We start from the raw sequence: 13415 nt of genomic DNA on the forward strand, positions 1-13415 counted from the left end.
AAACTTGAGCCCATTATCGCTTATGTTGTCCAGAACCCTGCTTTGCCTAGCTGTTACGAGCGCCTCCATGCCTTTGCTTGCCGATACCGTCTGGTTGAAGAACGGCGACAAGCTCAGCGGCAAGATCACCGTTTTCGACGGCGGCAAGTTGCTGATCCAGACCGATTATGCCGGCGCGGTCCCTATCGATTGGAAACAGGTCAAGACCCTTGAAAGCGACCAGCAGTTGTTGGTCAAGCAGGACGCTTACAGTGGCGAGAAAGCCAAAGCGTTGCAGGCGGCCGAGGATGGCAAGGTGACCTTGGCCAATGGTGATGTGCCCAAGACCGTCGAGCTGGCGAGCATCCAGCAGATTCTCAAGCCCAAGCCGGTGGTCGAGGATTTGGTGTGGAAGGGCAATATCGACGCCGCACTGGATTACCAGCGGGCGGAAAACGACACCGACGACTACGACATCGACTTCAAGACCTCGGCGCGCCACGGCAGGTGGCGGCACACCGCCGAAGGCGAATACAACCGCGAATTCCAGGACGACATAGTCTCGGCTGATAACTGGCGACTGGAGTACTCCCTCGACCGGTTCATCACCGATAAATGGTTCTGGCAAGGTCGGCTCAACTACAAGCGCGACAAAGTCGAGGACCTGGCCCGCCAGCGTGTCGTGGGTACCGGTCCGGGCTACCAGTTCTGGGACGACGAACTGGGTGCGTTCTCCCTGGGTTCGCTGCTCAACCGCACCGATTACGAGTACAGCGATGGCGGCAAGGACAACTTCTATTCCGTCGCCATGAAATGGGACTACAACCGTTACCTGATCGGCAAACGGGTTGAGTTTTTCACCAATGGCGAAGTCGGCAAGCCGCTGTCTGGCGTGGCGGATTATGCCTACGACGCAGAGTTGGGGTTGCGCTATAAAGTGACCGACTGGGCGTCACTCAATCTCAAGGCCGAGAAAGATGTCATCGAAGGGACGGAAGACAGCGACATCAGTAAGACGCGCTACACGGCTGGGTTCGGTGTGACCTGGTAATCCCAGGCTAATCAACGAACCCTCCTGTGGGAGCGAGCTTGCTCGCGATAGCGGTGGATCAGACAGACCGCTATCGCGAGCAAGCTCGCTCCCACAGTTTTTTTGTTCCTGAAAAATCAACAGGCACAAAAAAGCCCCGCTTTTAAGGGCGGGGCTTCTTACTAAAGCAAGTACAAGTTAGATAACTTGAACTTCTTCAGCTTGCATGCCTTTCTGACCGCGGGTAGCGATGAAAGAAACCTGTTGGCCTTCTTTCAGGCTTTTGAAGCCGTCGGATTGGATAGCTTTGAAGTGAACGAACAGATCGTCACCGGATTGTGGAGTGATGAAGCCGAAGCCTTTTTCATCGTTGAACCACTTAACGGTACCGGTTTGGCGATTAGACATGGTGTAACTCCTTGAACAAAGATAACTGCGACTCAGGAAGAACCCTGGCCGAGACTGAGTGCAAAGAGCAGGAAAAATTCTTGTAGATGGTTGGATCGAAATTCAACATATCGTGTAGAGATTCTCAGTGACACAAGCAGCACAGTGACGCCACCTTAACCCTTTTTCCGGAACGTGCCAATGGTCTTTGCGAAGGTTTCTCGGTTTTAATGACTGACGGCGCTGACGGTTGCCGCCAGGGCCCGGAAATCAAGGTGGATCGGCGAGAATTGCGTCCCGCACTTTGAACCCGCCCCGCGCCCCGGTAAGATGCCGGACAGTTTTTTCCACCTCGCTATTTCAGGAAACCCGCCATGAGCATCAAATCGGACAAGTGGATTCGCCGCATGGCGCAAGAGCACGGCATGATCGAGCCCTTCGTAGAGCGCCAGATGCGTGGCGAAGGCGCCGACCGGCTGATTTCCTTCGGTGTTTCCAGCTACGGCTACGATGTGCGCTGCGCCGATGAATTCAAGGTGTTCACCAACATCAACTCGGCCACAGTCGACCCGAAGAACTTCGACGAGAAGAGCTTCGTCGACATCAAGAGCGATGTCTGCATCATTCCGCCGAACTCCTTCGCCCTGGCCCGCACCGTCGAGTATTTCCGTATTCCGCGCAACGTGCTGACCATTTGCCTGGGTAAAAGCACCTATGCCCGTTGCGGCATCATCGTCAACGTCACGCCGCTGGAACCGGAATGGGAAGGCCATGTGACCCTGGAGTTTTCCAACACCACGACCCTCCCGGCCAAGATCTACGCCAACGAAGGCGTGGCGCAGATGCTGTTCCTCGAATCCGATGAAGAGTGCGAAGTGTCCTATAAGGACCGGGGTGGCAAATACCAGGGCCAGCGCGGCGTAACACTGCCGCGCACCTGATTCTGACGAGCTGTTGGAATTCCTGGGCGGGCAGGCACTCTATGAAGTGTCCTGCCCGTTTTTTTGCGTCAGCCCAATGGGCCTTCGCTCAGGAGTAGCTCTATGAAGATCGATCCGCGAATCAGTGCCGAACTGGCAAGTCTTGAGCCCAATCAGATCGGCGTCCTGGCTTGGTCACTGCTGGCCCATCCTGCTGAAGCGGCAGGCGGCATCCCCGGTCAGCCAGATCCCGATACCCCCAACGAGCAGCCAACCGAACCCGGCGAACCGACACTTCCCGACGAGCCGCCTCCTGCGCCCGTAGCCTGATCACATATGGCCCGTCAGTTGAAGCGAATGCGCTTCAGCTGACGGGCCATATTTCGTTGTCGCCAATCACGAAGATCTTGCAGTCGTTGTCCTGCTCGACCCGATAGCCTCCGGTGAACGCACCGAAGGCCGGCAGCAGGCTGACATCACTACCGAGGCGGAAACACGGAAGCCGAAGCCGTTGCCGGCCTTTGCCTGTCAAGTGATAGACCGGGTGCACATGCCCGGCCAGCACATGTCGGCTTGGGTGCGGCGTGGGTTCGTGTTGCACGGCGAACGGGCCCAGCAGCAGTGGCTCGGGTACGGCGCGGATATTCATTGAGGGCGGTGGATCGCCAGCGCTCTTGTCGTGATTGCCACGTATGAGCGTGATGGGAAGTGCTTGATGCCGTTCACGCCAACCGGCGAGAGCGTTCAGTGTGCCGGGGGCATGGGAACCAGGCCCGTGAAGGAAATCCCCAAGGAAAATCAGCAATCGACACGGCACGCTTGCCAATAGTTGATCCAGCACGGCGATATTGCTCGCCGTCGTGCCGTGGGGCACCGGTTGGCCGAGGCTGCGATAGGCAGCGGCCTTGCCGAAATGTGCGTCGGCCACCATCAGGGTTTCCTGGGCCGGCCAGTACAGGGCTTTGTGCGGCAGCAGCCAGAGTTCTTCACCGGCGAGGTTGATGGGGTAGGGCGCGGGCATCAGACGGTACCTTTATCGGCGGTTCGTTCCAGTTCGCTGACCATCCGGCGGATGCGATCGGCAAGTTTTTCCGAGCTCATGCTTTCGCGGAACCGTTCCACCAATAACGGGAAGCCCAGCGGGGTGGGGCGTTTAATGATGTGCAGGTCCAGCTTCAACGTATCGAGGCGTTCCAAGGTCTGCTCCAGTCGGCGTATATCCAATTCTTCGCGCAGGACCTCCTCGCCGGCCTGGGCCAGCAGCAGGTTATCGGCGTCGTATTGCTTGAACACTTGAAAAAACAGTCCGCTGGAGGCCTGGACTTGCCGTGTGCTCTTCGGCGCGCCGGGATAGCCGGCGAATACCAGCCCGGCGATTCGGGCGATCTCGCGAAAGCGCCGCAGCGCCAGTTCTCCGGCATTCAGGCTGGCGAGCACGTCCACCAGCAGATTATCGGTGCGCAAGAGCCCCGGGTTCAGGTGCGCTGACCAGTCCACTTGGGTGGCGCTGAGCAGTTCCAGTCCGTAGTCGTTGACCGCGATGGAAAATGTAACCGGTTGTCGCTGGCTGACGCGCCAGGCCAGCAGGCTGGCAAGCCCGAGGTGAACCTGGCGCCCGGCGAACGGATAGAGGAACAGGTGCCAGCCCTCCCGGGACTTGAGCGCTTCGGCCAGCAACGTGCCCTGCGTGGGGAGGCCGGACCAGCGCAGTTGCGTCGATAGCAATGGTTGCACGGCGCGCATCTCCGGGCCGTCGAAATGGCCTGCGGCGGCCTCGCTCAGGCGTGCTACGACCGCGGCGGCAAGTTCGCTGGAAAGTGGCATGCGGCCGCCGTTCCAGCGTGGCACGGCAGCTTTTTTCGCCTGGCTGCGCCGCACGTAGGCCGTCATGTCTTCGACCCGGACCAGTTCCAATAACCGCCCGGCGAAGAGAAACCCGTCGCCGGGACGCAGCCGCGCGATAAAACCTTCTTCCACGCTGCCCAAGGTTTTGCCGCCCCCGCCCTTGCTCCAGAACTTCAGCTGCAGGCTGGCGTCGCTGACGATGGTGCCGATGCTCATGCGGTGGCGCCGGGCCAGGCGTGCGTCAGGCACGCGCCATACGCCGTGCTCGTCCGGCTCGACCCGTCGATAGTCAGGGTAGGCCGTCAACGAGAGTCCACCGTGGCGCACGAACGCCAGGGCCCATGCCCATTCGGCAGGGTTCAAATCGCGGTAAGCCCAGGCGCCACGCACCTCGTCGAACAGTTCGTCGGGCCTGAAACCGCCGCCCAGGGCCATGCTGACCAAATGCTGGACCAGCACGTCCAGGGGTTTGTGCGGCGATTCCCGGGGCTCGATGCGCCGCTGCGCCACGGCGTCCTGCGCGGCGGCGGACTCGATCAGTTCCAGGCTATGGGTCGGCACGAGTGTGATTCGCGAGGTCCGTCCCGGCGCGTGGCCGGAGCGTCCGGCGCGCTGCATCAGCCGCGCCACACCCTTGGCCGAGCCGATCTGCAACACCCGTTCTACCGGCAGAAAATCCACCCCAAGGTCCAGGCTTGAGGTGCACACCACCGCTTTGAGCTGGCCATCCTTGAGGGCTTGTTCCACCCAATCCCTGGTCTCGCGGGACAACGAGCTGTGATGCAGCGCGATCAGCCCGGCCCAGTCCGGACGTGCCTCGAGGATCGCCTGGTACCAGATTTCCGACTGCGCACGGGTGTTGGTAAAGACCAGGCAGCTGCTGCTGGCGTCGATTTCGGCGACGACCTGGGGCAGCATTTTCAAGCCGATGTGCCCGGCCCAGGGGAAACGTTCAAGGGTCGGCGGCAACAGCGTATCGACCTGTAGGGCCTTGGCGTTGGCACCCTGCACGCTGGCACCATTGCCTTGTGGGATAAGCACCTGTTCGGCGTGGGCCTGGTTACCCAGGGTCGCGGAGACTCCCCACACGATCAGCCCCGGATGCCAGCGCCGCAAGCGGGCCAGGGCCAGTTGCAGCTGCACGCCACGCTTGTTGCCGAGCAATTCGTGCCATTCATCCACCACGACCATGCGCAAGGTCGAAACGGCGGTTTGCGCGTCGGCGCGGGCCAGCATCAGGGTCAGGCTTTCCGGGGTGGTGATCAGCGCCGTGGGCAGGCGTCGGCCTTGGCGGGCGCGTTCGTTCGCGCTGGTGTCACCGGTGCGCAGGCCGACAGTCCAGGGGATCTGCAACGGGTCGAGGGGCGCTTGAAGTGCCTTGCCGGTATCAGCGGCCAGCGCGCGCATCGGCGTTATCCACAAGACTGTCAACGGCTCGGCCGCAGGTTTGCGTTTTCGGGGTTTGTCCGGCGGCGGCACGGCGCGGGCGAAACGGTTGAGGGCGGCAAACCACACGGCGTAGGTCTTGCCGGCGCCGGTGCTGGCGTGCAGCAGCCCCGACTCGCCGCGCTTGACCGCGGCCCACACATTTTTTTGAAAAGCGAACGGCTTCCAGCCCCGGGCGTCGAACCACTTTTTTGCGAAGTTGCTGGATGTCGCCATGCGTGCCGTGTGCGCCCTGAAGGTCCTTCTTCAGTGACCACGGCAGGAGATGAAGGTTTATTTGATCGACTGGTCGGGCGCGGACCCCTGTGGGAGCGAGCTTGCTCGCGATAGGGCCAGCTCAGGCAGCATCGATGGCGACTGGTCTATCGCCTTCGCGAGCAAGCTCGCTCCCGCAGGTATTGCTGTGTTTAAGACTCGTTGATTGAACGCCAGCGGGAGCAAGCTCCCTCGCCACGGAGGCGGGGAGTTATTTCAGATTGCCGCTGAGGAACTGCTTGAGTCGCTCGCTCCTGGGGTTGCCCAGCACGTCTTGCGGCGCGCCTTCTTCTTCCACCAGGCCCTGGTGCAGGAACAGCACCTGGTTGGAAACCTTGCGGGCGAAGCTCATTTCGTGAGTCACCATGATCATGGTGCGGCCTTCTTCCGCCAGGCCTTGGATCACCTTCAACACTTCTCCCACCAGCTCCGGGTCGAGGGCGGAAGTCGGTTCGTCGAACAGCATGACTTCCGGCTCCATCGCCAAGGCGCGGGCAATCGCCACGCGCTGTTGCTGCCCGCCGGACAGGAACGCCGGGTATTGCTCGGCGACGCGGGCCGGCAGGCCGACCTTGTCGAGATAACGACGGGCGCGCTCGTCGGCTTCCTGCTTGCTGACGCCCAGCACCCGGCGTGGCGCCATGGTGATGTTTTCCAGCACGGTCATGTGGCTCCATAGGTTGAAGTGCTGGAACACCATGGCCAGGCGCGTACGGATGCGTTGCAGCTCGTCGGCATCGGCCACGCGCATGCCGTGATGATCCTTGATCATCTGGATCGACTGGCCGTCCAGGGTCATGGCGCCGTCGTTGGGTTGTTCGAGGAAGTTGATGCAGCGCAAGAAGGTGCTTTTGCCCGAGCCGCTGGCGCCGATCAGGCTGATCACGTCGCCGGTCCTGGCCTTGAGTGAAACCCCTTTGAGCACCTCGTGCTGGCCATAGCTCTTGTGCAGGCCTTCGATGGTCAGTTTGTACATGGAACAGGCATCCTCAAGGCGAAAGTAAGTAGCCGCTGCGGTAGGCTTCGGTTCCGGCGACATGGGCGATGACCATGCCGGCGGTGGCCATGCGGCGCAGCGAGCGGGCATAAAGCAGCCCGGCGTTGCGGCAATGAACGGGCGTGACGGTGTCGTTGACCGGGTCGATGATTTCGGCGATCAGTTGCCCCGCCTGCATGTACTCGCCGGGCAGGGCGTTGTACACCAGCAGCCCGCCAACCGGCGTCGCCACCGGTTCGACGGCCGCCAGCGGCGTGGCCGGGTAGGGCAGGTCGGGCAATGGCACCGGTTCGCCGTCGATGGCACCGAAGTGGATCAGGTACTCGATCAATGCCTGGCAGTCGAGGCTCGCCAGGCCGTGGTTGACGTCACCCTGGCCGCGCAGTTCGACGGTGACGGAAAAGCTTCCCAGGGGAATCTCGAATCGTTCGCCAAAACGTTCCTTGAGTTGCCACCACAGCAGCGTGAAACACTCATCGAACGACTGGCCGCCCGAGTCGGTGGCCAACAGGCTGGCCTCGGCGCCGATGTAGCGCGCCAGCGGCTCGACCTGCGGCCAGGCTTCGGGGGTGGTGTAGAGGTGGGCCACGGCTTCGAAATCGCAATGCAGGTCGAGCACCATGTCGGCGTCGCAGGCCAGCCGCTGCAGGACCAGGCGCTGGGATTGCAATTGCGTGCTGGCGCTCTGGCGGCTCAGGGCATCGCGCAGGCTGGTACGGATCAGCCTCAGGTTGTGCCGCGGGTCGTCGGTCAGCAAGCCTTCGATTTCGTTGCCGATCTCTTCGCTCAAGTCGACGAACCGGCGGTTGAAATTCTGCCCGCTCTCCAACTCATAGCGGCCCAGCGGCACGTCCATCAGCACTTGTTCAAGGCCGATGGGGTTGGCGATCGGCACCAGCACGATCTCGTGTCGCAAATGGCCGGAGGCCTCCAACTCGGCCAGGCGCTGCTTGAGGTGCCAGGCCACGAGCATGCCGGGCAGCTCATCGGCGTGCAGGGACGACTGGATGTAGATTTTGCCATCGGCCTTTTCCGGGCCGAAGTGAAAGCTGTGGATCTTGCGTGCGGTCCCCGGCAGCGGGGCCAGCAGGTCATGTATCTGGTGGCGCATGTGCGTGTATGTCCTGGAACGGAAGCCTTAGTGGGTTGGCCCGAGGAAGGCCAGCCAGCGGCGTTCGGCGAGGCGGAAGAGGCCCACCAGTGCAAACGTTATGGTCAGGTAGATCAAGGCGGCGATCCCGAACGACTGGAACGTCAGGAACGTGGCCGAGTTTGCATCCCGCGCGACCTTCAGCACGTCTGGAACGGTAGCGGTGAACGCCACGGTCGTCGAGTGCAGCATCAGAATCACTTCGTTGCTGTAATACGGCAGCGAACGACGCAGGGCCGACGGCATGATCACGTAGGCGTAGAGTTTCCAGCCAGTCAGGCCGTAAGCCTTGGCCGCCTCGACCTCGCCGTGGTTCATGCTGCGAATGGCCCCGGCGAAAATCTCCGTGGTGTAGGCGCAGGTGTTCAAGGCGAATGCCAGGATCGTGCAGTTCATCGCGTCGCGAAAGAAACTGTCGAGCACGGGTTGGGCGCGCACCGCCTCGAGGCTGTAGATGCCGGTGTAGCAGATCAGCAGCTGAATGTAGAGCGGCGTGCCACGGAACAGGTAGGTGTAGAACTGCACCGGCCAGCGGACGTAGAACCTGGGTGAAACCCGGGCGATGGACAGCGGGATCGATACCACGAAGCCGATCAGCAACGAAGCGCTGAGCAGCCACAGAGTCATCGCCAGGCCCGTGATGTTGACGCCGTCGCTGTAGAGAAACGGTCGCCAGTATTCCTGCAGGAGTTCGATCATCGCACCGCCTCCCGGGCTCCGGCGGCGTAGCGCCGTTCAAGCCAGCGCAGGATGATATTGGACGCGCTGGTGATCATCAGATAGATCAGCGCCGCGAGCACCAGAAAGTAGAACAGCTGGTAGGTGCTCTTGCCCGCGTCCTGGGCCGCCTTGACCAGGTCAGCCAGGCCGATGATCGACACCAGCGCGGTGGCCTTGAGCATCACCATCCAGTTGTTGCCAATGCCCGGCAGGGCGAAGCGCATCATTTGCGGGAACACCACGTAGCGGAAACGCTGGCCACGCTTGAGGCCATAGGCCGTGGCCGCTTCGACCTGCCCGCGAGGCACCGCGAGGATCGCGCCGCGAAAGGTTTCGGTGAAGTACGCGCCATAAATGAAACCCAGGGTGATGACCCCGGCGCCGAATGGGTTGATCTCGATGTATTCCCATTCCATGAAATCGGTAAAAGACGTCAGCCAGGTTTGCAGGCTGTAGAAGATGAGCAGCATCAGCACCAGGTCGGGTACACCGCGAATTAGCGTGGTGTAGAGCTGGGCTGGAACACGCAGCAGCTTGACGCTGGACAGCTTGGCGCTGGCGCCCAGCAGGCCGAGCAGAACGCTTAACAATAGGGACAGGGCAGAGAGCTTGATCGTCATCCAGGTGCCTTGCATCAGGAGCGGGCCAAAGCCCTGCAGGCTGAAGGCCGAGAGCCCCAGATTTTGTAGGAGTTGTTCGAACATGGAAGATTGCCTTGGGCAGAAAAAAAGTGCCCACCCGAAACCGGGTGGGCACTGCGCATTATTTGCCGCTGTACAGATTCAGATCGCCAAAGTGTTTTTTCTGGATTTCGGCGTACTTGCCGTCGTCGTGTAACGCTTTGATACCTTTATCCAAAAGCGCCTTCAGCTCTTTGTTACCTTTCTTGATACCGATAGCGGTCTTGGAGGGCAGCAGTTCGCTGTCCACTGGCTTGCTGACTTCATAGCCTTCGCCTTTTGGCGACTTCAGGAAGCCCAGCTCAGCCTGGAGCATGTCCTGGATCGCGGCATCGAGGCGGCCGGAGGTCAGGTCGGAATAGACCTGGTCCTGGTTCTGGTAGGCCTGGGTCTTGACGCCAGCCTTGTCCAGCACGGTCTTGGCGTAGGTTTCCTGGATGGTGCCTTGCTCGTAGCCAACGGTCTTGCCTTTGAGCGAGGCAACGTCTTCGCTCAGGCCCGAACCTTTCTTGAATACATAAGCCGTTGGGCCGGAGAACAGCTCGTTGGAAAAGTCGATGACTTTTTCGCGGGCCGGGGTCACGGTCATGGACGAGATCACGCCGTCGAATTTATTGGCCTTGAGGCCTGGGATCATGCCGTCGAAATCGCTTTCGACCCATTTGCATTTGACCTTCAGTTCTGCGCAGATCGCATTGCCCAGGTCGATGTCGAAACCCACCAGATTGCCGTCGGCGGCCTTGGATTCGAACGGGGCGTAGGACGGGTCGACACCAAAACGCAGTTCCTTGTATTCCTTGGCCGTGGCAGCGCCAGCAGCCACGCACAATGCCAGTGCAGAAAGGGTCAGCAGTGCTTTTTTCATTATTGAGTCCCTAAAACCAATTTGAGCGCTTGTGGCGCGTTGGATTGTTACCGGTGAAGGTCTGAACGGTATGACGGCATAAAGGTAGCAATTTCCGAACCATGGTGCCGAACAAGTGTTTTAAAAGCACTCGCGGCAGGTGACGGAACGCGGTGGTGCGCGGGGATGAGCGTACATCAAAAAGCGCACCGGGATGGAGCGTGCGCTGTTTGGAAAAACGCTATGGCAAAAGACGAACGGTTTTTTGTGGCGAGGGGTGTTATTTCAGCAAGTCCTGAAGAGTTGCCAGTGTGTCGGCCTCATCGACGCTCTTATCCTGGCGCCAACGCAACATTCGCGGGAAGCGCACCGCGATCCCACTCTTGTGGCGCTTGGACAGGGCGATGCCTTCAAAGCCCAACTCGAACACCAAGGTGGGGGTGACGCTGCTTACCGGGCCGAACTTTTCCACGGTGGTCTTGCGCACGATGCTGTCGACCTGGCGCATTTGTGCATCGGTCAGGCCTGAATAAGCCTTGGCGAACGGCACCAGCGTGCGTTCGCGACTGCCCGGCGGGTTGTCCCACACCGCGAAGGTGTAGTCGCTGTACAGGCTGGCGCGTCGGCCATGGCCGCGTTGGGCGTAGATCAACACGGCATCGACGCTGAACGGGTCGATTTTCCATTTCCACCAAACACCCATGTCCTTGGTCCGCCCGACGCCGTACAGCGCATTGCGGGCCTTGAGCATCATGCCTTCGACGCCGAGGCTGCGTGAGGCTTCGCGCTGGCGGGCGAGGTCGAGCCAGTCCCGGCCGGTCACGACGGGCGACGGCAACAGCACGGGGCTGTGGCAACGGGCGACCAACGTTTCCAGCTGTTCGCGACGCTCGGCCTGGGGCCGGCTGCGCCAGTCCTCGCCTTGCCATTCCAGCAGGTCATAGGCCATCACCACCACGGGGGCGTCTTCGAGGATTTTCTTGCCCAGGGTCTTGCGACCAATGCGTTGTTGCAACAAGGCGAAGGGTTGCACCGCAGGTTGCAGCGGCGCCTGCGGGTCGAAAGCGTCGTCGGTGACTGACTGCGGCGCTTTCCAGACGACGATCTCGCCGTCGATTACCGTGCCGTCGGGCAACGCCTGGGCCAGGGGGTGCAGTTCCGGGAATCGTTCGGTGACCAGGTCCTCGCCTCGGGACCAGATCCACAAGTGGCCGTCGCGCTTGATCACCTGGGCGCGGATCCCGTCCCATTTCCACTCAACCTGCCAGTCACTGGCTGGCCCCAGCAGGGTGTCGAATTGCTCCGCCGGTTGCGACAGGGCGTGTGCCAGGAAGAACGGATATGGCTGGCCGCCGCGCTGGGCATGTTCATCGTCGGACTCGGCGGCGATCAGCTTGAGGTAGCTGGCCGCCGTGGGACGATGGGACAGATCGGTGTAGCCCACCAGTCGTTGGGCCACCCGTTTGCTGTCCAGCCCGGCCATTGTCGCCAGGGCACGGGTCACCAATAGCTTGGACACACCGACGCGGAAACTGCCGGTGATCAGCTTGATGCAGAGCATCAGGCTCGACCGGTCGAGCTGCGCCCATAGCGCCGGAAGCCGTTGAGCCAGGACCTCGGGCGACTCACCGCGCAGCGGCAACAGTTTCTCTTCGATCCAAAGCGCCAGGCCCTCGTCGCTGTTGTGGGTCGATTCGGGAAGGACCAGAGAAATGGTTTCGGCCAGGTCGCCCACGGCCTGATAACTCTCCTCGAACAGCCAGAGCGACAACCCGGACACCCGGACCGCCAGCTCACGCAGGATTTTCACCGGCACCAGTTGCCGTGGACGGCCATCGGAGAGGAAGTACACAGCCCAGGCGGCATCTTCCGGCGATGCCTTGCCGAAATAATCCTGCATGGCGGCCAGCTTGGCGTTGCTGGAGGTGGTGGCGTCCAGTTCGGCATACAGCTCGGCGAAGGCTTTCATGGTGCCTCCTCGCCGCTGACGGGTGCCTGGGCGAGGTCTTCTTCATCGTCGCCGTACTCGGTGGTGAAACCCTGGGCGTCGAGACCTTGTTCGCAAAGGTGGCGCACCAGCACGGCGACCGAACCATGGGTGACCATGACCCGCTCGGCGCCGGTCTGCTCGACGGCCCAGAGCAGGCCAGGCCAGTCGGCGTGGTCGGACAACACGAATCCGCGGTCCACGCCGCGGCGCCGACGGGTGCCGCGCAGGCGCATCCAGCCACTGGCGAAGGCGTCGCTGTAGTCGCCGAAACGACGCATCCAGCTGCTACCGCCGGCGGAAGGTGGAGCAATGATCAGCGCCTGGCTCATGATCGGGTCGTTCTTTTTGAAATCGCCCGCATAAAGTGTCGGCGGCAGGTGAATACCTGCTTCTCGGTACACCCGGTTCAACGGTTCCACCGCGCCGTGGGCGAGGATCGGCCCGAGGCTTTCATCGATGCCGTGGAGAATCCGCTGGGCCTTGCCGAAGGAATAGCAGAACAACACGCTGGCCCGGCCGGCGGCAATGTTCCCGCGCCACCACTGGTTGATCTCATCAAAGACTTGCGCCTGGGGTTGCCAGCGATAGATCGGCAGGCCGAAGGTGGATTCGGTGATGAACGTGTGACATTTCACCGGCTCGAACGGTGCGCAGGTGCCGTCGGGCTCGACTTTGTAATCGCCGGAGGCGACCCACACTTCGCCTTCGTATTCCAACCTGACCTGGGCCGAGCCCAGCACATGGCCGGCGGGATGAAAGCTCAGCGTCACGCCGTGATGCCGCAGGCGTTCGCCATAGGGCAGGGTTTGCAGGTTGATGTCCTGGCCCAGCCGGGAACGGAGAATGCCTTCGCCGGGGGCCGCTGCGAGGTAGTGCTGGTTGCCGCCGCGGGCATGATCGCCGTGGGCGTGGGTAATCACTGAGCGTTCTACCGGGCGCCAGGGGTCGATGTAGAAATCTCCGGGCGGACAGTACAGGCCTTCGGGGCGGGCAATGACAAGATCCATGCGGTCACCGGGGCGATGGGCTTGTCAGGTAGAGGCGGGGGCGGGGGGAGAAGTTCGATCGGTTTTCAGAGGACGGACTGACGCCATCGCGAGCAAGCTCGCTCCCACAGTGGCTTGGTGTGATGCGGAAATACGGAACTCAACACCGCCTCATTGTGGGAGCGA

General features: G+C 61.4%; 13 protein-coding genes. 3 read left to right on the top strand and 10 right to left on the bottom strand.

Features of this window, described 5'->3' with window-relative positions:
• The first annotated feature begins 22 nt into the window (after positions 1–22).
• A complete protein-coding gene (locus DOCECA_RS02570) occupies positions 23–1030 on the top strand; it encodes a DUF481 domain-containing protein (RefSeq protein ID WP_420764300.1) in 1008 nt (335 codons plus the stop codon).
• Between the two features lie 177 nt (positions 1031–1207).
• Here DOCECA_RS02570 and DOCECA_RS02575 read toward each other — a convergent pair whose 3' ends face one another.
• A complete protein-coding gene (locus DOCECA_RS02575; protein ID WP_002554837.1) occupies positions 1208–1417 on the bottom strand; it encodes a cold-shock protein in 210 nt (69 codons plus the stop codon).
• 353 nt (positions 1418–1770) lie between these two features.
• Here DOCECA_RS02575 and dcd point away from each other — a divergent pair, with 353 nt between their 5' ends.
• Together dcd and DOCECA_RS02585 are read left to right on the top strand one after the other, a co-directional pair.
• Entirely contained in the window at positions 1771–2337 is a 567-nt protein-coding gene (gene dcd, locus DOCECA_RS02580) for a dCTP deaminase (RefSeq protein ID WP_017126297.1), read from the top strand.
• Positions 2338–2439: 102 nt separating this feature from the next.
• Positions 2440–2646 carry a hypothetical protein gene (locus DOCECA_RS02585; RefSeq protein ID WP_420764301.1) on the top strand — a complete coding sequence of 69 codons (207 nt, stop codon included), beginning with the start codon at positions 2440–2442 and terminating at the stop codon, positions 2644–2646.
• A 34-nt stretch (positions 2647–2680) separates the two neighbouring features.
• Here the strand turns inward: DOCECA_RS02585 and pdeM are convergent, their stop codons facing one another.
• The 9 genes from pdeM to DOCECA_RS02630 form a co-directional block, all read right to left on the bottom strand.
• Positions 2681–3337 (bottom strand): ligase-associated DNA damage response endonuclease PdeM, encoded by a 657-nt coding sequence (pdeM, locus tag DOCECA_RS02590; RefSeq protein ID WP_445571414.1) that lies wholly within the window; start codon positions 3335–3337, stop codon positions 2681–2683.
• Positions 3337–5823: a ligase-associated DNA damage response DEXH box helicase gene (locus DOCECA_RS02595; protein ID WP_434650129.1), complete on the bottom strand. Its 2487-nt coding sequence runs from the start codon at positions 5821–5823 to the stop codon at positions 3337–3339. The genes pdeM and DOCECA_RS02595 overlap by 1 nt, the downstream gene beginning before the upstream one ends.
• A gap of 250 nt (positions 5824–6073) precedes the next feature.
• A complete protein-coding gene (locus tag DOCECA_RS02600; RefSeq protein WP_420764304.1) occupies positions 6074–6838 on the bottom strand; it encodes an ABC transporter ATP-binding protein in 765 nt (254 codons plus the stop codon).
• A gap of 13 nt (positions 6839–6851) precedes the next feature.
• Entirely contained in the window at positions 6852–7970 is a 1119-nt protein-coding gene (locus DOCECA_RS02605; RefSeq protein WP_445571415.1) for a succinylglutamate desuccinylase/aspartoacylase family protein, read from the bottom strand.
• A gap of 27 nt (positions 7971–7997) precedes the next feature.
• Positions 7998–8708, bottom strand: coding sequence for an ABC transporter permease (locus tag DOCECA_RS02610; protein WP_420764306.1), 711 nt, complete (start codon positions 8706–8708; stop codon positions 7998–8000).
• Complete coding sequence (locus DOCECA_RS02615; protein ID WP_420764307.1) at positions 8705–9433, bottom strand: ABC transporter permease; 729 nt, start codon at positions 9431–9433, stop codon at positions 8705–8707. Before DOCECA_RS02615 ends, DOCECA_RS02610 begins: the two co-directional genes overlap by 4 nt.
• A gap of 58 nt (positions 9434–9491) precedes the next feature.
• Positions 9492–10274: a transporter substrate-binding domain-containing protein gene (locus DOCECA_RS02620; RefSeq protein WP_434609912.1), complete on the bottom strand. Its 783-nt coding sequence runs from the start codon at positions 10272–10274 to the stop codon at positions 9492–9494.
• A gap of 259 nt (positions 10275–10533) precedes the next feature.
• Positions 10534–12222 carry an ATP-dependent DNA ligase gene (locus DOCECA_RS02625; RefSeq protein WP_445571416.1) on the bottom strand — a complete coding sequence of 563 codons (1689 nt, stop codon included), beginning with the start codon at positions 12220–12222 and terminating at the stop codon, positions 10534–10536.
• Positions 12219–13250: a ligase-associated DNA damage response exonuclease gene (locus tag DOCECA_RS02630; RefSeq protein ID WP_434701152.1), complete on the bottom strand. Its 1032-nt coding sequence runs from the start codon at positions 13248–13250 to the stop codon at positions 12219–12221. Before DOCECA_RS02630 ends, DOCECA_RS02625 begins: the two co-directional genes overlap by 4 nt.
• Positions 13251–13415 lie beyond the last annotated feature (165 nt).

The organism is Pseudomonas sp. E102, assembly GCF_052660185.1.